This window comes from Rufibacter sp. DG15C (genome assembly GCF_001577755.1).
Taxonomy (GTDB): domain Bacteria; phylum Bacteroidota; class Bacteroidia; order Cytophagales; family Hymenobacteraceae; genus Nibribacter.
Genome location: NZ_CP010776.1, coordinates 2,752,546 through 2,772,768, shown reverse-complemented (window position 1 = coordinate 2,772,768; position 20,223 = coordinate 2,752,546). Strand labels below are relative to the sequence as shown.

The following is a 20,223-nucleotide window of genomic DNA, read 5'->3' as shown; positions in this document are numbered from 1 at the left end:
GGCTTTTAAATGAAATATGGGCTTCCTTTTAAAGCCCTCTCCGCAATTCTGAGGCAGAACGTTCAAATCTGCAAAATATTTGCCTACAACTATATTTTACAAAAACAGTATGTAGCAGCAATCTAACCTTGTTGATGTATGGTCCTTGATTTTTCTTCTGTTTGCCGGGCGTTGCGGCGCAACGGCGCATTGGTAGTAGTGCTGGTGCTTTTCCCTTTGGCGGGCTGCAAAACGGCCAAGACGCACTCGCGTGAAGGTCTGGAGCGCGTCAGCAAGAAGGATTACATAGGCGCCATCACGGAATATGACCAGGCCATCGCCAAGAAGCCCGACGACGGTAATTTGTACCGCCTGCGCGGCATCGCCAAATACGAGTCCAGCGATTACGCTGGCGCCACGGCAGACTTCACCAAGGCCATCTCCTTAATCCCGAGGGACGCCGAGTCTTATAAATTCAGGGGGGATGTAAAGCAAAACCAAAAGCAGTACAAGGCCGCCATTCAGGACTATAACCAAGCCATTGCTTTTCAGCCTAATTACGCCAAAGCCTACAACAACCGTGGGCTAAACAAGGCCAGACTGAGGGACACCAAGGGTGCCATCGCAGACTTTTCACAGGCTATTTCTCTTCAGCCAGATTACAGTGTGGCTTACCTGAACCGCGCCAACCTGCGCATGCGCCAGAAACAATACCCGCTGGCCTTGGCAGATTATGACCAAGCCATTGCCCTGGACCCGCAAATGGATGAGGCGTTCTATAACCGCGGCGTGCTCAAGTACACCCAGCGCAAACGCAAAGATGCTTGCGCAGACTGGCAACGGTCCTTTGAGTTGGGTAATCCGCAGGCCGGCACCGCCCAGCAGCGCTTCTGCAAATAGGCTTCGTTTTTGCCTCCTTTCCAGAAAACAGCCTAAAAATGGCTTCTCCGTAATTCTATCCATTTGGGTGCTTTTGCAAATGCGGGCAATTAGTATCTTTGGGGCTGAACACCCTTGTCTGCTCTAGTCAATAGAACAGGCAACTAATCAAGACTTATGAAATTACTGGAAGGAAAAGTTGCGTTGGTGACCGGCGCCTCTAAGGGTATTGGCCGCGCCATTGCCACCAAATATGCCGAAATGGGCGCCAATGTTGCGTTCACCTATTTGTCTAGCGTAGAAAAAGGCCAGGCCCTGGAGAAAGAACTAGCCGAGTACGGCATTCAGGCCAAAGGCTACCGTTCAGACGCATCAGACTTTAAACAAGCCGAAGAATTGGTGGAGAACGTGGTGAAGGATTTTGGGAAGCTGGACGTGCTGGTAAACAACGCCGGCATTACCAAAGACGGTTTGTTGATGCGCATGTCTGAGGAGCAGTGGGACGCCGTCATCAACACCAACCTGAAATCAGTTTTCAACCTGACCAAGTCTGCCACCAAGCACATGATGCGCGCCAAGAGCGGCTCTATTATCAACATGACCTCTGTGGTGGGCATCAAAGGCAATGCGGGCCAGGCCAACTACGCCGCCTCTAAAGCCGGCATCATTGGCTTCACCAAATCAGTGGCTTTGGAACTAGGTTCTAGAAACATCAGAAGCAACGCCATCGCGCCCGGTTTCATTGAAACCGACATGACCGACGAGCTGGACGCCGCTACCGTAGCCGAGTGGAGAAAAGCCATCCCCTTGAAGCGTGGTGGTGCTCCCGAGGACGTAGCCAACGCCTGCGTGTTCCTGGCCTCTGACCTTTCTTCTTACGTAACTGGCCAGACCCTGCAAGTGGACGGCGGCATGCTGACGTAATTGCTGTTATTATAGTATAATTAAAAAGCCGGTGTTAGGGAATCCTGATACCGGCTTTTTAATTATTGACTAGTCCTACGGATTCCGTATTGGTAGTCTGTTACTTTTACTCGCTTTTGCCTGTTGTATGAGATTTAATTTATTCCTCCGATACAGGCGAGCGTTTATATTCTGAATAAGCAATTAACCTATTTCCATCAAAAAGGTAGAGGCCGGTTTCTCTGGTGCCCACCCAAAGGTTTCCCGTTTTGTCTTCCAGAATTGACCAAACCCAAGGATTGACCAGTCCATCTTTTTTGGTAAAACGTGTGAAGGATTTGCCATCATAACGGCTAAGTCCATCAGCACCGCCAAACCAGAGGCTTCCCTGTCTGTCTTCTATGATGCGGGTGACTTCGCCGGGCATGCCGTCTTTTTCTGTAAAACTTGTAATTGATTTGCCGTCATACCGGTACGCCCCACCCCAATTGCTGAACCAGATATTCCCGTTTTTGTCTTGCACTTGAGGCCAGCCCCAACTATGAGCTTTTGGCTTGGGTCCATTTTGAAATAATACCGTTAGCTTAAGGTTGGTCACCGATTTGCCATCATACCGGTACACGCCTTCATTGGTCCTGCCGCCCAACCAAATGTTACCTGCCTTATCTTCAAAAATCTGTTCCACCTTATCGTTACTGGTCAAAAAGCCATTTGCGGCCTCGTCCACTATAAACAGGGTAAAAGATTTGCCATCGTAGACATACACGCCATCTATGGTGACAAACCATAGTTTTCCGCTTTTTGCTTGCATCATACTGGTCACCCGATGCGAGTCGCTGTAGTAGGGATTTTTATTGGGAGGCAGGTTTTTTGGTAGAGGAATCTGAATTCTGGCAAATGTCTTACCATCATAGAGACATAGTCCCGCTTTAGTGCCTATCCAGAGGTTACCGTCTTTATCCTCCAAAAGGGAGGAAATATCATTACTGCTTAGCCCATCGGTCACTAAAAACTGGGTAAACGATTTTCCGTCATATTTGTAAAGCCCATTTTCTGTGGTCCCGAACCAAAGGTTCCCGGCTTGGTCCTGCAGGCTACATTGAACATTGCCATACCTGGGGTTGCCTATGGTCTTTATGAGTTTAGGAGGAGCCAAAGCTGTAATGTTTGATTCGCTTGCCTTCTCTTTTGATACCTCTCTTTTGACTGTTCCGTTGCAGGCAGTCCCCAAAAGTAAAATGGTCAAGAAAGCAACAAACTTCGTTGATGAGAGATAGCTTTTCATAGTCAAATGGCCTTTGAGGTTCTTACCTATTTGTGGGGTTGGGTGTCGTTTTGCAGTAACCGGCAATTGCTGCCTCATCGTAATCTTACGCTTTTCAGCACCATGTGTGAAGTCTAACATTCGGTTTAAAGTCAATATAGGAAGATAAGCCTTCTCGCGTTTCAGGAGGATCCTTAAGCGCATCTAGCTTAGGTCTTTCCAAATTATCCTTTTTGGCCTAATTTCCAGAAACTAGCCCAAAAACGAAATACAATAAGCTACTGGCTAAACAAGTTCAACAGAAAAGTCTTATGCGTTGTATAGAACTTGTTCTATCTTGCTAAATGATAGAGTTGCGCTAATTTTCTGCTTGTGCCCACGTTCCAATTACACACCGTTTACTCTCCCTGGTACTTTCTGCTTTGCCTGGCGCTGGGCATAGCAGCGGCGTGGTATCTGTACCGCGGGGATAGCGGTCCCTGGCCGAGGGGCATCAAATGGGTACTGGCCGCTTTACGGGCCTTGCTCATTACCTTGATCAGCTTTCTCTTACTGGAGCCGTACACGCGCATCATTAAACAAGAAGAACTCAAGCCCACCGTTGTCCTGGCCGTAGACAACTCGCAGTCAGTAAAGCTGTTCACTTCGGCGCCGATATTGACCCAGACCTTACAAGGCTTAGAAGGATTGGCGGAACGCTTGCGGGGCAAAGGCCTGCGAGTAGAGGTGCAAACCTTGACGGCTAATGATTCCATTGAAAACGTGGCCTTGCCGAAGACTTCCTTCTCAGCCTCCACCACCAATCTGCACGACCTACTGGACCAATCTGACAAGGCCTACGGTCAAGAGAATTTGGTAGCCACCGTGTTAGTATCTGACGGGGTACACAACCTGGGGCCCACGCCTACCTACCAATTCTATAAAGGCAAAATCTTCCCGGTGGCTCTGGGTGACACCATCCCCAAGAAGGACGTGCTGCTGGCTGACGTGGAGTACAACAAAATCAACTACTCCGGCACCTCCTTTCCTATCAAGGTAAGCGTGCAACACAGCGGTTACACAGGCACCAACGCCACAGTGCTTTTACAGGAAAACGGCAAAACGCTCCTCCGCAAAAACCTCACCCTGCCCCGCTCTGGAAGAACAGAAACCACCTTTCAATTGTCTACCTCGCAACTGGGCAAGAAGCATTATGAAGTGGTGGTGCAGCCGTTGGCCAAGGAGTTCACCCAAGTGAACAACCGCCGCCATGCCTATCTAGAGGTGGTGAAAGGCAAGCTGAATATCCTGCTCGCCGCCGCCGCGCCGCACCCAGACATCAAAGCCTTGCGCTCAGCGCTAGCTACCAATCCGCTGCTGAACGTGGAGGTGGTACTGGGACCGTTTCAGACGCCTAAGTTTAAAGAAAAGTATGACGCAGCGGTCCTGCACCAGATCCCTAGCCTGAGCGGCAGCGGCAACGACTGGCTGCGCCAGTTGCGGGCTGGCAAAGTGCCTACGTTCTACGTGCTGGGCGCGCAAACCAATATGGCAGCCTTTAACGCACTGCAGGCGGGTGTGCAGTTTCCGGGGGCGGTGGGTCAGTATGACGAGGTGCAGCCCTTGCTCAACGCCAGATTTCAACGGTTCTCCACAGAACCGCTGGCCAAAACCAGAATTCCGGCCTGGCCGCCTGCGTTCGTGCCCTTCGGGAATTGGAGTTTGAGCGCCGGCACTGAGGTTATCCTGCACCAACAGGTGGGCACGGTGCGCACGTCCAAACCGCTGTTGGTGTACAAGTCGTCGGCGCCGGTTCCTGGCGCGGTGCTGCTCACGGACGGCAGCTGGCAATGGCGCCTGACCGAGGCCGCCGACCATGGCATTCCGCAGATTTACGACGGCCTCATGACGCACGTGGTGCAACTGTTGGCCAACCGAAGAGACCAGAAACGACTGCACGTGTACCCGGTTAAAGATGTGGTGGGCGTCACCGAGGAACCCGTCATCCAGGCAGATGCCTTCAACGCGGTGCAGGAAGAAATCTTCGGGCAGAAAGTGTCCCTGACGCTTACCCATGAAGGCGGCAAGAAAACGCAGCATCAATTTGAGCACGTACAGGGTGGCGAAGGCCTTCGTTTGGGCGCTCTGCCCGCGGGCGTGTACAGATTTTCGGCCAGTGCCCAGGTAGAAAACAAGCTGTACCGTGACAGCGGCGAATTCATAATAGAGCAGCAACAATTGGAAGCGCTTTCTTCCTTGGCCAATCATACCTTGCTGGATCAGTTGGCCCAGCGTTCTCAAACCAGGCTCTACTACCCGGCCCAGTTGGCACAGCTGGAAAAGGATTTGACAGACGCCAACTTCAAGACCATCCTTAGAAGCAAGGACGAAGAAAAGGACCTGATGGAGCAGCTCTGGTTTTACTTTTTGATTCTGGGCATTGCCCTCTCTGAGTGGGCGCTCAGAAGGTTCTATGGGAAGCTGTAAAATCTACTGTCCTTTCAAAAATCCCCTGATATGAAAGATGAACTAGTTACCGTCACCACTTACTCCAGTGCCATTGACGCACACCTGGCTAAGAACAAGCTGGAGAGCGAAGGCATTCTGGCGTTTCTTTTTGATGAAAACGTAATGTCCCTGAATCCGCTCTACAACATCTCAGTGGGCGGCATCAAACTCAAAACCCTGGAAAGCGATCGCGCTCATGCTGAGGCGGTATTGAACGGCCTACAGGACCAGCCGTACACCAATGAGCAGAACGAGGTCATCACCTGTCCCCAATGCGGCTCTGAGAACATCTCCTATTCCTACGGGCCCACAGACAACCTGAAGTCTTTTTTTGGCTTCCTGCTGGCCTTGGTCACGTTCAGCCTGCCGCTTTTGTCTAAGGACAAATACACCTGCGGGCAGTGCCACCACGTTTTCCAGAAATAGCCGCGCCGCCGTTTTTAGCCTGATTTCTGGGAAACAAACCAAAAACGACGAATCATTCCTACTTTACGTATCACAGAAATCACCTTACCCATCCATCGCTTTGCAGTATTTTCTCCTCAATAAGCCCTTTGAAGTCCTAACCCAATTCACCGATGAAAATGGCCGCCAGACCCTGAAGGACTTCGTGCCAGTGCCCAACATCTATCCCGTCGGACGCCTGGACTACGACTCTGAAGGCTTGGTCCTGCTCACCGATGACAAGCAACTGCAGCACCGCCTCTCTGACCCCAAGTTCAAGATTGAGAAAACCTACTGGGTGCAAGTAGAAGGCACGCCCACCGAAGAATCCTTGGAACAATTACGCAAAGGCGTCCTCATCCAAGGCAAGAAAACCAGTCCCGCCAAAGCCAAATTGTTAGGTGAAGTCAACTTCTGGGAGCGCTCCAAGCCCATTCGGTTCAGGGCCAACATCCCCACCTCTTGGATAGAGATCAAAATAAGCCAAGGCATGAACCGCCAGGTGCGCAAGATGACCGCCGCCGTAGGCCATCCTACTTTGCGCTTGGTGAGAGTAGCCATTGGCAAACTTACCCTAAACGACCTGCAACCCGGTGAGTCCCGCTCCCTCACCCCAGACGAAGTGAAACAACTCCAACTTTTCGCCAAACCCAAAGCACCCTATCAACCCCATTTTAGAAAGCGATAGCATTTTTGCCCGTTTTCCACAAAATAGGCCAAAAATGACCGTTGACGCAGACCTCTCATAGCCTACCGGACGCAATGAAGGCTTTTGAGTACTGGCAGTTCTAACCAGACATAGCCTTCGTCATCCCCCAACCCCCTTCAAAGGGGGACGCAATGCGCAGGTTGAAGCAAGTGTTTCGAGGCAGTTGCAAACTGCCTCCATCATGGGCCCAAGTCGCAGACTTGAACCATGGCCACGTGCCAGCAGGTGAAAACCGTGCGGAGTACGCATGTCTCTGCAGCGACAGTACCCGAATTTGCCTACAAGCAACAAACCCACCATCAGGCCATTACAGAACTGGAACCCAAACCAGTCCTGGTCCTGAGCGCCTCTGTTGTTTCGTCGCCCGGCAGGGCGGGGCCCCACAGGCCCAGAGTACAACAGCAGTGCGAAGGGCCGGGACGAGGCCCCGCGGCCGTGAGCGCTTAGCAGAAACCATGAAACAGAGCTGTGACTGCGCTCCGGAAGAGAAGTCTTTCTTTGGGAAAGCCAATGGCGTACACAAGATATCGCATCAAGAAAGTCAGTTCTAATTCGTTAGTGAGAACACTAGAACCAGCGAACTACTTGAAACCGTTTTTCACCTACTTCCCAGAAAACAAGCCAAAATCGCACCCCACCCTGACACTCTCTGCCGAATATTCGTATAGACAAACTTTTAACTTCCGCCAAAAATGACATTGTGTCACAAATGGCATGGAAAAAGGCCTTGGCATAGGTCTTGTTACTTAGAAGCAAAACAAGTTTAATCAAGGAACTACAATATAAAACTATAGACAATGGGAAAAATAATAGGCATTGACTTAGGTACTACCAACTCGTGCGTGGCCGTAATGGAAGGGAACGAACCAGTGGTAATCCCTAACAGCGAAGGCCGCCGGACTACTCCGTCCATCGTGGCATTCCTGGACAACGGGAACGGTGAGCGTAAAGTGGGAGATCCTGCTAAGCGTCAAGCCATCACCAACCCACAAAATACCATCGCGTCCATCAAGCGTTTCATGGGCCGCGGTTTCTCTGAAGTGAAAGAGGAAACGCAGCACGTGTCCTACAACGTGCAGTCTGGTAGCAACAACACCGTACGCGTAAAGATTGGCGACCGTGAGTACACGCCGCAAGAGATCTCTGCCATGGTGTTGCAGAAAATGAAGCAGACCGCCGAAGACTACCTGGGCACCACGGTGACTGAGGCAGTGATCACGGTGCCTGCCTACTTCAACGATGCTCAGCGTCAGGCTACTAAAGAAGCCGGACAGATTGCCGGTCTGGACGTGAAGCGTATCATCAACGAACCTACCGCTGCCGCTTTGGCCTACGGTCTGGACAAGAAACACGCCGATCAGAAGATTGCCGTGTATGACTTAGGTGGTGGTACTTTTGATATCTCTGTACTAGAGCTAGGTGACGGGGTGTTTGAAGTATTGTCTACCAACGGTGACACGCACCTGGGTGGTGACGACTTTGACCAAGTGATTATTGCCTGGTTGGCAGATGAGTTCAAGGCCGAGGAGAACATGGACTTGCGCACAGACCCAATGGCGCTTCAGCGTTTGAAAGAAGCCGCTGAGAAAGCTAAAATTGAGTTGTCTTCGTCTTCTGAAACCGAGATCAACTTGCCGTATATCACGGCTACGCAGACTGGTCCTAAGCACTTGGTGCGTAAACTGACCAGAGCTAAGTTTGAGCAGTTGGCAGATTCATTGATTCGTCGTTCTATGGAGCCTGTTAGAAAGGCGTTGCAGGACGCAGGTCTTCAGCCATCAGACATTGACGAAGTAATCTTGGTAGGTGGATCCACCCGTATCCCAAGAATCCAGGAGGAAGTTGAGAAGTTCTTCGGTAAGAAGCCGTCTAAGGGTGTAAACCCAGATGAGGTAGTAGCCATTGGTGCCGCTATCCAGGGTGGTGTATTGACCGGTGAAGTGAAAGACGTTCTTTTGCTAGACGTAACGCCTCTTTCTTTGGGTATTGAGACCATGGGTGGCGTGATGACCAAGTTGATTGAGTCTAACACCACCATCCCAACCAAAAAATCTGAGGTGTTCTCCACCGCTTCTGACAACCAGCCAAGCGTAGAGATTCACGTGTTACAAGGTGAGCGCCCTATGGCAAAGGACAACCGCACCATCGGTCGTTTCCACTTGTCAGATCTGCCTCCAGCGCAACGCGGCGTTCCGCAGATTGAGGTGACCTTTGACATTGACGCCAACGGTATCCTGCACGTGTCTGCCAAAGACAAAGGCACCGGCAAAGAGCAGAAAATTCGCATCGAGGCTTCTTCTGGCTTATCAGAAGAGGAAATCGAGAGAATGCGTAAAGAGGCTGAAGCCAACGCTGAGTCTGACCGTCAGGCCAAAGAGCAGGTAGAAAAAGTAAACCAAGCAGACTCTATGATTTTCCAGACGGAGAAACAGCTGAGCGAGTACGGTGAGAAACTTTCTGCTGGTAATAAGACTGCCATTGAGGGTGCTCTGGCTGACCTGAAGAAAGCGCACGAGTCTAAGGACTTGGCCGCCATTGACAGCGCCATGATCAACATCAACAACGCATGGCAAGCCGCCAGCCAGGAGATGTACGCCGCTACCGGCGGTGCCGGACAGCCTGGTGCTGACGGAGGATTTGAAGGTGGTCAACCAGGCGGCAACGCTGGTGGCAACGGTCAGTCTTCTAACAATGCAGACACCGTAACAGACGTAGACTACGAAGAAGTTAAGTAATTTAAAATAGGTTTAGTTGAGAAAGCCCCTCCGTTTTGCGGTGGGGCTTTTTTTTGTTTCCATTCCTTTTCGGATACCTTGGTAAGAGTTCTGTAACTTTACTCCATGAATTTCATCACCCTTGACTTTGAGACGGCCACCGCAGACCGTGACAGCCCTTGTGAGATTGGATTGACCTTTGTGCAGAACGGCAAAATTGTTGGCACGCAAGCCTGGCTCATCAAACCTAAGTCTTATCCCTACTTCAACAGTTGGAACATTGCCATTCATGGCATCAAGCCGCAAGACGTCAAAAACAGCCCTGAGTTTGACGGAGTTTGGCGCGAGTTGCAACCACTGTTGCAAAACCAATTGGTCATTGCCCACAATGCCAGCTTTGACATGAGCGTGCTCAGAGCCACCTTGAATACGTATAGCCTGTCTTTTCCAGATCTACACTATGCCTGCAGTGTGCAATTCTCTAAACAGGTCTGGCAGGGCTTACCCAAATATGACTTGAAATCACTCTGCAACCGGCATGGCATTGAGTTCAAACATCACCGCGCGGCCGCAGATTCTTACGCCTGCGCAGAACTCACGCTTAGAGCTTTGGAGCATACCCATTGCGGTCACCAGGACGAGCTGGCAGAGAAACTCAAAATCAACTATGGCAGGTTGTTTGACGGAGGCTACACGGCATCGTCAGTGCGAAAAGCGCCTAAGCCCAAGAAGGCATTTCCATTTTAAGAAAAGTAGACAGGGGTTGAAATTTCGTTTTTAGCCTATTTTCCAGGAAACACGCCAAAACTGCTATGCAGTTTTCTCCAATTGGGTAACGCCTACAAATCCTCTTCCGCCGTCAATGGTTACGCGCCAGCCGCGCCGCTTCAGGGCCCGCTTGATGAACTCATTTAGAAAACCGTGGGCTACCAACACGGCTAACCCAGAAGCCTGCGCCTCATTGACTAAATGGTCTGCGGCTTGGGAGGCCCGTTTTCTGGCAGTTTTGAAGCTTTCTATCTCTTTATGTGTTAGGCCCATCATCCATAGCGCCCGAGAAGTCACCTGCCACCAAAGTAAAGGAAACTTCCCCAAGGGTAATCCCCAAATCCGGTTCTCAAATTCTCTAAAAGTAGAGTCTTCTACCAACTCAACATCATTGCCAAACAACTGGATAGCCGTGGCCTTGGAACGGGGAAGCGTACTACAAAACACTTTTTTGATGCGGCCAATGGGCAGGTGCTCACTGCGCTCAATGATTTGTTCTACCTCGGCTAGGTTGTAGTCTTGCAGGTACTGCGCAGCCTGTTGCTTGGAGAAAAAGCCGGATTTGTTGACCATAGGTCTGGCATGCCGAATCAAATAGATATGTTGAACTCCTGCCATCATTCTTTCCCATACTGTTAACGATGGTTAAAAGGTTGTCTTCGGTTTTGGGCTGTTTCCTAGAAAGTAGGCTAAAAACGGTTAGCTGGGTTGAACTTGATACACCGTTTGGTACAAGCGAGACCTAATTTGGGTAAACGCTTCTTGGGAAAGTGACGCAGGGAAAGACATGAGTTGTAAAGGCACCCATGGTTTGTCTGAACTGTAAGGCGGTTGTTGGTAGGGAAAAGAATTAAGGCAAAAGCCTAGCTGTTGGTAAAACGAGATTCGGCACTGAGACAGGGTGGTTGTTGGTGGCTCTACTTCTAAAATGATGGGTGACAGATGTGATTCTTTTAGAAAGTTGATGATCGCCTTTCCCAGCCCCCTACCGCGAAGGTGCTGACCTATCGCGAAATGCTCTAGAAAACTAAACTCTGCCAACGACCAAATTCCCAGCAAGCCTATCAATTCTTCTTCTTGAAGAACTATCTTAAAGGCATATTCTGGTATCTGAAACAACTCTAGTTGTTGGTGGCTGGACCGCCTCTCTTCTGCGGGGAAGGCTTCTTCATACAATTGCCACGCCTGAGCGAACTCGGGCGTGGCAATGCTTGGTATGTTTTGGAAACTGAGCAAGGCTACTGGTTAGTCCACGTCAATGTCGCCGCGGTGCAGTTGCTCTACAGAGCGCATCACCTTCTCCCGTTGCGTGGTCCGGTATTTCTCCAAAGCGTCCGCAATCACGGCGTTAGAGGTTCCCAAAATCTGGGCAGCCAGAAGGCCCGCGTTGGCAGCGCCATTCAAGGCCACAGTGGCTACGGGAACGCCGGTGGGCATCTGCAGAATTGACAAGATTGAATCCCAGCCGTCAATAGAGTTACTGGATTTCACGGGCACGCCAATCACGGGCAGGGTAGTCAAGGCAGCCACCATGCCTGGTAAGTGAGCGGCCCCGCCAGCGCCGGCAATGATCACCTTAAGGCCTTTTTTACGGGCGTTCTCTGCGTATTCAATCATGCGGTGCGGTGTACGGTGCGCAGACACAATGGTGATTTCAAAGGGAATGCCTAGCTGCTCCAGAATGTCGGGGGCGCCGTCCATTACTTTCAGGTCTGACTGGCTTCCCATGATGATGCCTATCTGCGGTCCGTTCTTCTCAGGTGTTGGGTTCATGCTATTATCTTTAAGCGGTTCTTAATAGTATCTGCTTTCTGTTTTACTTCTTCCACGGTGGGCGCCAACACGGTCAAATGCCCCATTTTACGGTACGGCCTGGTAAATTTCTTACCATACAGGTGTAAGTAAACACCAGGCTCCTGCAAGACCTCCTCCAAGCCTTCATAGACGGCCTCGCCAGAATACCCGGCCTCGCCTAGAACATTCACCAAAACTGCAGGGCAGTGCGGTTCTGTATCACCCAAAGGCAAGCCAAGGATGGCGCGCAAATGCTGCTCAAACTGTGACGTGGCATTGGCTTTCATGGTATGGTGGCCACTGTTGTGCGGCCTGGGCGCTACCTCGTTTACTAGAATCTGGCCGTCTGGGGTCACAAACATCTCTACGGCTAACAGGCCCACCATGTCTAGGGCAGTGGTGACGTGCGTGGCAATTTCAATGGCCATGCGCTGCAACTTATAGCTGATCTGGGCGGGGGCTAGTAGATAGTCTACCAAGTTATGTTCTGGGTGCATGACCTGTTCCACCACCGGAAATGCTTTTACCTCGCCGTGGGTATTGCGGGCGCAGATGACAGAAATTTCCTTGTCAAAGTTGACAAGCTTTTCTAGCACGGTAGGGCCGTCAAAGGCTTTGGCCTTATCCGCTGGAGAAGTGATTCTTACCACCCCATTTCCGTCATACCCACCCTTTCTCAACTTCTGGAATGCTGGTAAGAAATCCTGGTTGGCTGCCAGTTCTTCTTTGCTCTGCAGCAATCTGAATGCCGCGGACGGCACCGCATTCTGCGCGAAGAATTCTTTCTGCAAGCCTTTGTCCTGGATGGTTTTGATAGAGGAAGGCTTAGGATAAACCTTCACGCCGGCGGCTTCCAGCTCAAACAGGGCCTCTACGTTCACGTGTTCAATCTCAATGGTGAGCACGTCACAGCGCTTGCCAAAGGCCAGCACTGTCTCATAGTCCTTGAAGTCGCCGTGCACAAACTCCTCACATAAATACCGGCAGGGAGCGTATTCATCTGGGTCCAGAACCAACGTGTATAGGTTAAAGTCAAGGCCTGCCTGCAACAGCATTCTGCCTAATTGACCGCCTCCTAAAATTCCAAGCTTACAGTTTTTCATCTAACAAATATTAGACTTTTTTAAATTAATTATTGCGAATATTCAACGGTAATAAATTACATTTAACCGTGAAAACAATGGGGTTCATCGAGTAGATAGAATAGCATTCGTCTAAAAGGTGAACTTCGTGCCTATATACCATACCCAATATATTATAAGCCAAACCTTTACCAAACCCTATGTCAGCATCTTACCGCCTGATTCTTGTAGAAGATGACCAAGAGTACTCATATTCTGTAAGACAGTCCCTCAACAGGCAGAGTCAATTCACCAAAACCCTTGACGTAGTCCCTTACACTTACCTGGAGTTTGAACGCCAATTAAACCTTGTCCGAAATTCTACACGTGAAATTATAGTTTTTGGCGGACGTGAGTGCTTAAACTTTTCACCTGACACCGCTTTATTACGACTTTTATTAGCCCAACAGGAACGAACCCACTTCTTTGTGATGACCGCCACCCTAGAAGGCAGACAGATTCTAGACTTATGGCACCCAGGCATCCTAGGCATTGTGGAACGCAACGCCACCGCTAAAAACTGGTTGGTATTGGCCGTACAACGCTTACAGAGCAAACAACAAGCCCGCATTGGGAGGCAAAACAGGACACTTGCACAAGCCAACCCTCCTTCTAAAGGATTCTTTGGCACCATGCGTGCCGCCTTCTTCAGCTTTTTCTTATAAGAACCAAAGGCTGGCATGATGCCAGCCTTTTTTTATGTAACCTGCGCCTACTGTAGCGCTTTCTTCAGATTTGCGTAAGCGGTACCGTATGGAAATACTTTTAGCCACTTTCTCTGCCCTCTTCTCTGTCATCAATCCGTTTGGGGCCATGCCCGTTTTCCTGACTCTTACCCAAGGAGACAACCCCGAGCGCCGCGCGCAATTAGCCAGACGCGCCTGCCTATACATGGTGCTTATCCTGGCGGTGTTCTTTCTGGCAGGACAAGCAGTCCTGGATTTCTTTGGGTTACGCATTCATGATCTGCGCATTGCCGGCGGTATCATGATCATGCGGGCAGGCTTTGAACTGCTCAACTCCAAGCCAGAGGAAAATAAAAAAATATCAAAAGACGTGGTAGAGGAAGGCTTAGAGAAGGAAGACATTTCCTTCACGCCGTTGGCCATGCCGCTACTTTCCGGCCCAGGCTCCATTGCGGTGGTCATAAGCTTGTACACAGAATCCTTGTCTTTTCTGGATATGGGTCTGACCATCCTAGCCATTGCGCTCATGGGGTTAATGACGTATGTGGTCCTTCTTTTCTCTCCTAAGTTGATGGTTTTCATGGGGAAAGCCGGTTTAGCAGCGCTTTCTAAAATAATGGGCTTTATTGTGCTGTCGCTTGGAGTAAGCTTTATTATTACCGCGTTAATTGCACTATTTAAATAATTTATAACAATAACAACAATATAATTATTTTTATATAAACTTTACATTCTATGCTCTTTTCAAATCTTCAACCACTGGAGATAGAACATACCTCTATTTAAATTTCTGATTCTCCTTTACAAATGCCACATGTCTAAAGTGAGGCTTTTACGTATCTTTGTGCTATGCAATTGAAGAATGACTTGCTGCTGCGCGCCGCGCTTGGGCAGCCTACAGAACGCACTCCTGTGTGGCTTATGCGCCAGGCAGGACGTATTTTACCAGAATATAGAGCCGTAAGAGAACGCCTTTCGGGCTTTAAGGAACTGGTGGAAACGCCAGAACTGGCCGCCGAAGTAACCATTCAACCGGTAGATTTGCTGGACGTGGACGCGGCCATCATCTTCTCAGACATTCTGGTAGTGCCAGAAGCTATGGGCTGTACCTATGAGATGATAGAAAAGCGCGGACCCATCTTCCCGAAGACCGTGAAAACGGCCGCCGATGTAGCGTCAATGCGCGTAGCTGATCCACATGAACACTTAGGTTATGTCTTGGATGCTATCAAAGTCACCAAGCGTGAGTTAAACGGTCGCGTACCTTTGATCGGGTTTGCCGGTGCGCCTTGGACCATCTTTGCCTACATGGTGGAAGGCAGCGGTTCCAAGACCTTCTCGCATGCCCGCAAGATGCTGTATGAGGCGCCAGAATTGTCTCATACCCTTCTTCAGAAAATCACCGCCACTACCATCGCCTATTTACAAGCCCAGGTAGAAGCCGGCGCCGACTTGATCCAGATCTTTGACTCATGGGCCGGTATTTTGCCGCCTGCGCATTACAAAGAGTTCTCGTATCGCTACATCTCTGAGATTTGCAAGGCCTTACCTAACGTGCCGGTGACGGTGTTTGCCAAAGGTGCTTTCTTTGCCATGGCAGATTTTGCCCAGCTGGACTGCCAGGTGATTGGCCTTGACTGGAACATGAACGTACAGGAAACCCGCCAGATTATTGGCGACAACAAAACATTGCAAGGTAACTTGGACCCATGTGCCTTGTACAATGACTTTGCGGGCGTGGAGCGCGAAACCAAGAAAATGCTGGACGCCTTTGGAGGAGACCGCCACATTGCCAACTTGGGCCACGGCGTGTACCCAGACACTGACCCTGAGAAGGTGAAATGCTTTATCCAGACCGTGAAAGAATACAGCCAGCGCTAATACGTTTTTGACCTGATTTCCAGAAAACAGCATAAAAACGGCCTGCCTCTCAACAAGGGGCAGGCCGTTTCATTTTATAAAACGAATGAGGTCTAGGCCTCGGCTAGGTATTTTTTAAGCACCGGGGATTTTCTGGCCTCTAACAGCAGTAGGTCGGCGTCAATTGGGACCACGCCCACATGCTCACAAACTAGACCGCCGCCCAAGTTTGCTAGTTCTGCCAAGGCGGGCAACGGCAAGCCCAAGGCCATGCATAAGGCGGCAATGCTCACCACCGTGTCTCCGGCGCCTGAGACATCAGAAATAGCTCTGATGTGGGCATCCAGGTAGGTTTTATCACCGGTTTCATTCTGGCAGAAGACGCCCCGCTCTGACAAAGTCACCAGCACATTCTCCACGCTCATCCGTTCCTGCAGCTGATTGACCGCCGCCTCAAATGCCTCATGGTGACTGTCCGTAAAATCAACCTTTAGGCCTTCCTTTAGTTCTTTGAGGTTGGGCTTGAACAGCGTGCAGCCGGTATAGGACAGAAAGTTCTTCTTCTTAGGGTCCACCACGGTGGGCACGCCTTTCGCCTTGGCGAGAGCCAGCAATTCCTGGATTACCTCGGTGCTGAGCACGCCCTTGTCGTAGTCCTCAAAGATGACCACGTCTGCCTTGTCCAGCAGTTTGGCAAAGCGCTCCACCAGGTGCTGATGCTCAGAGGGCGTCAGGTCTGTTTCTACTTCAGAGTCAATGCGCAACAGTTGCTGACCACCAGAGATGATGCGCTGCTTGACAGTAGTAGGGCGTTCTGGGCTGAGGACAATGCCCGCATCGGTCTGTTTTTGTTCCAAAAGGAGACGCACCAACGCCGCGCCTTCCATATCGTCCCCTACTACTGAGCACAAAAGTGGCGTGGCACCCAGGCTTTGCACGTTCAAGGCTACGTTGGCGGCCCCGCCCAAACGCTGTTCTACTTTTAGCCGGTTCACAATGGGAACAGGAGCTTCTGGTGATAGGCGTGAGGACTTCCCCCAGAGATAGGCATCTATCATGACGTCTCCCACCACCAGCACCTGCAATTGCCGGAAGCGCTCAAAAATAGACGTTAAGGTACTGTTGTCAGACATTTAAAAGAGACACAAGATATAAGACGCAAGACACAGGATTTTCTCAAATGGCTGAGATGTCCTGTGTCTTGCGGATGATGAATTTCATAAAATGGTTTAGGCCAATTTGGCCAGACTTGCTTTGATGCGCTCCAGAGCTTCTATCAACTTGGCGTCTGAGGCGGCAAAGGAGAAGCGAATGCACTGTGGCGCGCCAAAAGCGGCTCCGTCTACCAACGACACGTGCGCATCATTGAGCAGATACATGGCCAAATCATTGGCGTTGTTGATTTCATATTCACCAGTCTGCTTGCCAAAGTAATAACTCACGTCTGGGAAGATATAGAAAGCTCCTTCTGGGATATAGGTCTTAAAGCCTGGGATGTCTTTCATCAACTCCAACACCAGGTCTCTACGACGCAGATAAGCGGTGGTCATTTCCTCTGCTGAGGCTCTACCACCCTCCAGGGCGCCTACCGCCGCTTTCTGGGCAATGGAACAGGTACCGCTGGTGATCTGGCTCTGCATCTTGTCACAGGCATCTGCTATTTCTTTGCTGGCGGCAATGTAGCCCACGCGCCAGCCGGTCATGGCATAGCCTTTAGAGAAGCCGTTCACGGTCACCACGCGGTCTTTCACCGAGGCAAAAGAGGCCAGACTGTGGTGCTTGCCGGTAAAGTTGATATATTCGTAAATCTCATCAGCAATCACGTACACCTGCGGATGTCTCTCCAAGATGGCGGCAAACGAAGCTAACTCTTCTTCGGTAAACACAGACCCGGTTGGATTGCACGGCGAAGAATACATAACCAGCTTGGTATTAGATGTGATGGCGTCCTCAAACTGCTGGGCGGTTACTTTGTAGTTGTTTTCCAAGGCGCCCATCACCGGCACGGGAATGCCTTCGGCCAGTTTCACTACCTCTTCATAGCTCACCCAGTACGGCGAGAAGATCACCACTTCATCTCCAGGGTTTACTAGACACAAAACGGCGTTGGCAATGGATTGCTTGGCGCCTGTAGACACCACAATGTTTTCTGGACCATACTCCAAGCCGTTGTCTCTTCTCAACTTCTCTACAATGGCTTTGCGCAAGTCTGGGTAACCGGCCACGGGTGTATAGAACGTATACCCGTCATCAATGGCCTTTTTGGCGGCGTCTTTGATGTACTGCGGCGTCTGGAAATCAGGTTCCCCGAAGCTTAGGTTAATCACGTCCACGCCTTTAGCGGCCAGCTCGCGGGCTTTTTTGGCCATAGCAATGGTCTGCGATTCAGAAAGCGACGTGATACGGTCAGAAAGGTGGGTATAGTCAGTTGTTATCATTCCAAAAGGGGCATTAATGGATGTCCAAAAATAAATTTTTTGCCACAGAAGCCAAGCCACTAGACCATTGCTTTTGCAGAAGTCAATTCTACGCAAAAATACGCTGATTTGCCGCCCCCTCCTGCTTTTTATCAGATTACTTTTTAGTTAGGCAAGCAAATGGTTGTAAGGGAAAGGGCACGCAAGCCGTTTTTGGCCTGTTTTCTGCGAAATACCCCAAAAACGAGGCTATACCGAGCGGCCCAGACTCGACAGGTTTCTAAGCACAATGGAAAGGTCCGTCCAGGCGGTGTAGTCCTTGGCGTACACCACTTCCATCTGGCGGGCGGTGGCCTCGTCCATGATGGCTTTCTTGCCCTGGTCTATGGGTGACAGGACGCTGGGCCGGGTGTCTGAGGTGGCCGTGGCCTTTAAGCCCACCCATTCATAAATCCCCACCAGGCACGCCAGGCAGTTTTTAAAGAACTGTTGCTTCTCCGGAATCTGCCAAACCAAAACAGGTGACAGCGCCAACAGCCCCAGACTCATCAACGAGTTGAGGACCATCTTATTGCGCAGGTGGTACGGGTTGAGCAGGTTCACCTCAATGTGCAGGGCGTAGTAGTCGCCGCGCGTATTTTTAGACGAACTGCCAATGATGTAGGCGCTGTTCTCCGGCAGTATCTTAAACTCCAGGGAGCTGTTATGGATCTGCACCATCCATTCTATGATCTGGGAGACGGCCAAATCCTTGCCGCAGAAGATGACCTCGTTGATGCGATGTATCTGAATCACTTCCTTGATCTGCTGCAAGTCATGAGCGGTGTGTTGGGGTTCAAACTGAGCCACTGGGGCATGCGCGCCCGCCTGTTTTAACAAGGTAGCGGCACGTTTCACTTCTTTCTGACTGCCCACCACGGCAATACGCTTCACCTTCGGCTCCCCGAACCGCCAGTGGCCATACTGGGTCCAATGCCAGAACAAGCGCCAACTGGTCATTCCCGCCAAGCCAACCAGAACGCCCATGAGCAAATGTTTTTTGTGCTCAAGACCCGCGGTAGTGACATTAGAGAAGGCCATAATCAAAATACTGCCCACCAACATACCGCGAACCAATCGGTACAACCTGGTAGGCGGGTCATAGGCTCCACTGAACAGCGCCGCACCCAACCATACAGCAAAGTAGATGACCCAGGTTTTGGATTGAAGCGCCGGCATGGTGATGTCCAGTATCTCGGCCCCAGCATACAGCCCAACTCCCAAACACAAGCCGTCCACCAACAAAGGCAATAGGGCCTTCACCCCTCTTGCCGTAATAGACAAAAGAGCGCGCAGGTAAATGGCCAGCCGAATCAAGAAAGAATATACCTTAGCCTGCCGACCGCTGAAATGCTTTTCGGCGAAGATCATCATGGCGCGGTAGAACATGAACACGTAGTTCACGCTGGTCTTGCGCGTGCTTTCTCCTTTGTAATGGATGATGCGCGTCTCCGGGAAATAGACAACCTGATAGCCACCTTGCTTGATTCTATACGAAAGGTCAATATCCTCGCCGTACATGAAAAAGGTCTCGTCCAGCAAGCCCACTTTCTGCAGGGCCTCTGTGCGCATGAACATAAAGGCACCCGCCAGGATGTCTATCTCGTGAGTTTTATCATGCGCCAAGTGGCCCAAGTGGTATTGATTGAACAAGGCAGATTTTGGAAAGAGCGCTGCCAAGCCGAACACCTTGCTGAAGGCCACCCATGGCGTAGGAAGTCCGCGCTTGGATTCTGGTAGAAACTTACCGGCCCCGTCCATCATCTTCACGCCCAGCGCGCCGGCCTGCGGGTGCTGTTCCATGTATTGAAAGCAGCGCACAAACGTGTCTTCCTCCACCACCGTGTCTGGATTAAGGAGTAGCACGTATTTGCCCTGCGCTAGCCGAATGGCCTGGTTGTTGGCCTTGGAGAAACCCAAGTTGTCTTGGTTGGCAAAGAGAATCACCTCGGGGAAACGGCGATGCACCATCTCCACAGATCCGTCTACAGAGTTGTTGTCTACTACAAAGACCTCAGCGTTGAGGCCTTTCACCGCTTTTCTGACGGACAGCAGGCACTGCTCCAGAAAGTAGCTGACGTTGTAGTTAACAATAATGACGGAGAGGTCTTTCAAACCCAGAGGCGTTAGCAAAAAACAAATATCCAGAAATTTACCAA

The 20,223-nt window shown here is 50.6% G+C and carries 19 protein-coding genes; 11 read left to right on the top strand and 8 right to left on the bottom strand.

The genetic code is table 11. The annotated features are described in order from the left end of the window. Nucleotides 1–138: 138 nt before the first annotated feature. Entirely contained in the window at nt 139–879 is a 741-nt protein-coding gene (locus TH61_RS11875; RefSeq protein WP_066509503.1) for a tetratricopeptide repeat protein, read from the top strand. A 156-nt stretch (nt 880–1,035) separates the two neighbouring features. Further along, nucleotides 1,036–1,782: a 3-oxoacyl-[acyl-carrier-protein] reductase gene (gene fabG / locus TH61_RS11870; RefSeq protein WP_066509501.1), complete on the top strand. Its 747-nt coding sequence runs from the start codon at nt 1,036–1,038 to the stop codon at nt 1,780–1,782. 139 nt (nt 1,783–1,921) lie between these two features. Here the strand turns inward: fabG and TH61_RS11865 are convergent, their stop codons facing one another. Beyond that, nucleotides 1,922–3,166 (bottom strand): two-component regulator propeller domain-containing protein, encoded by a 1,245-nt coding sequence (locus TH61_RS11865; protein WP_197464036.1) that lies wholly within the window; start codon nt 3,164–3,166, stop codon nt 1,922–1,924. A gap of 231 nt (nt 3,167–3,397) precedes the next feature. On the opposite strand from TH61_RS11865, the gene TH61_RS11860 reads away from it, so the two are divergent. The 6 genes from TH61_RS11860 to TH61_RS11840 all read left to right on the top strand — a co-directional run bounded on the left by TH61_RS11860 (nt 3,398) and on the right by TH61_RS11840 (nt 10,126). Beyond that, nucleotides 3,398–5,491 (top strand): hypothetical protein, encoded by a 2,094-nt coding sequence (locus TH61_RS11860; RefSeq protein WP_066509488.1) that lies wholly within the window; start codon nt 3,398–3,400, stop codon nt 5,489–5,491. A 30-nt stretch (nt 5,492–5,521) separates the two neighbouring features. Continuing rightward, entirely contained in the window at nt 5,522–5,938 is a 417-nt protein-coding gene (locus tag TH61_RS11855) for a putative signal transducing protein (protein ID WP_066509485.1), read from the top strand. 100 nt (nt 5,939–6,038) lie between these two features. After that, the gene (locus TH61_RS11850; RefSeq protein WP_082780368.1) at nt 6,039–6,644 is read left to right on the top strand and encodes a pseudouridine synthase; all 606 of its coding nucleotides are present in this window, start codon (nt 6,039–6,041) and stop codon (nt 6,642–6,644) included. Nucleotides 6,645–6,872: 228 nt separating this feature from the next. Further along, nucleotides 6,873–7,112, top strand: coding sequence for a hypothetical protein (locus TH61_RS18155; protein ID WP_157600697.1), 240 nt, complete (start codon nt 6,873–6,875; stop codon nt 7,110–7,112). Between the two features lie 350 nt (nt 7,113–7,462). After that, nucleotides 7,463–9,400, top strand: a complete 1,938-nt coding sequence (gene dnaK, locus TH61_RS11845) for a molecular chaperone DnaK (RefSeq protein WP_066509480.1) — start codon at nt 7,463–7,465, stop codon at nt 9,398–9,400. A gap of 105 nt (nt 9,401–9,505) precedes the next feature. After that, complete coding sequence (locus tag TH61_RS11840) at nt 9,506–10,126, top strand: 3'-5' exonuclease (protein ID WP_066509477.1); 621 nt, start codon at nt 9,506–9,508, stop codon at nt 10,124–10,126. Between the two features lie 63 nt (nt 10,127–10,189). Here the strand turns inward: TH61_RS11840 and TH61_RS11835 are convergent, their stop codons facing one another. The 4 genes from TH61_RS11835 to TH61_RS11820 form a co-directional block, all read right to left on the bottom strand. Beyond that, on the bottom strand, nt 10,190–10,720 hold the full coding sequence (locus TH61_RS11835; RefSeq protein WP_231862211.1) for a histidine phosphatase family protein: 531 nt from the start codon (nt 10,718–10,720) through the stop codon (nt 10,190–10,192). A 126-nt stretch (nt 10,721–10,846) separates the two neighbouring features. Next, a complete protein-coding gene (locus TH61_RS11830; RefSeq protein ID WP_066509471.1) occupies nt 10,847–11,383 on the bottom strand; it encodes a GNAT family N-acetyltransferase in 537 nt (178 codons plus the stop codon). A gap of 9 nt (nt 11,384–11,392) precedes the next feature. Next, complete coding sequence (gene purE / locus TH61_RS11825; protein WP_066509469.1) at nt 11,393–11,920, bottom strand: 5-(carboxyamino)imidazole ribonucleotide mutase; 528 nt, start codon at nt 11,918–11,920, stop codon at nt 11,393–11,395. Further along, entirely contained in the window at nt 11,917–13,044 is a 1,128-nt protein-coding gene (locus TH61_RS11820) for a 5-(carboxyamino)imidazole ribonucleotide synthase (protein WP_066509464.1), read from the bottom strand. The genes purE and TH61_RS11820 overlap by 4 nt, the downstream gene beginning before the upstream one ends. A 179-nt stretch (nt 13,045–13,223) precedes the next feature. Here TH61_RS11820 and TH61_RS11815 point away from each other — a divergent pair, with 179 nt between their 5' ends. The 3 genes from TH61_RS11815 to hemE all read left to right on the top strand — a co-directional run bounded on the left by TH61_RS11815 (nt 13,224) and on the right by hemE (nt 15,629). Beyond that, nucleotides 13,224–13,727 (top strand): hypothetical protein, encoded by a 504-nt coding sequence (locus TH61_RS11815; protein ID WP_066509462.1) that lies wholly within the window; start codon nt 13,224–13,226, stop codon nt 13,725–13,727. Between the two features lie 88 nt (nt 13,728–13,815). Then, on the top strand, nt 13,816–14,433 hold the full coding sequence (locus TH61_RS11810) for a MarC family protein (RefSeq protein ID WP_066509460.1): 618 nt from the start codon (nt 13,816–13,818) through the stop codon (nt 14,431–14,433). Between the two features lie 164 nt (nt 14,434–14,597). After that, the gene (gene hemE, locus TH61_RS11805; protein WP_066509458.1) at nt 14,598–15,629 is read left to right on the top strand and encodes a uroporphyrinogen decarboxylase; all 1,032 of its coding nucleotides are present in this window, start codon (nt 14,598–14,600) and stop codon (nt 15,627–15,629) included. Between the two features lie 92 nt (nt 15,630–15,721). Here hemE and TH61_RS11800 read toward each other — a convergent pair whose 3' ends face one another. The 3 genes from TH61_RS11800 to TH61_RS11790 all read right to left on the bottom strand — a co-directional run bounded on the left by TH61_RS11800 (nt 15,722) and on the right by TH61_RS11790 (nt 20,179). After that, the gene (locus TH61_RS11800; protein WP_066509456.1) at nt 15,722–16,741 is read right to left on the bottom strand and encodes a bifunctional heptose 7-phosphate kinase/heptose 1-phosphate adenyltransferase; all 1,020 of its coding nucleotides are present in this window, start codon (nt 16,739–16,741) and stop codon (nt 15,722–15,724) included. 96 nt (nt 16,742–16,837) lie between these two features. Beyond that, the gene (locus TH61_RS11795; protein ID WP_066512807.1) at nt 16,838–18,046 is read right to left on the bottom strand and encodes a pyridoxal phosphate-dependent aminotransferase; all 1,209 of its coding nucleotides are present in this window, start codon (nt 18,044–18,046) and stop codon (nt 16,838–16,840) included. Nucleotides 18,047–18,274: 228 nt separating this feature from the next. Further along, entirely contained in the window at nt 18,275–20,179 is a 1,905-nt protein-coding gene (locus TH61_RS11790; protein WP_066509454.1) for a glycosyltransferase, read from the bottom strand. Between the last annotated feature and the right edge of the window lie 44 nt (nt 20,180–20,223).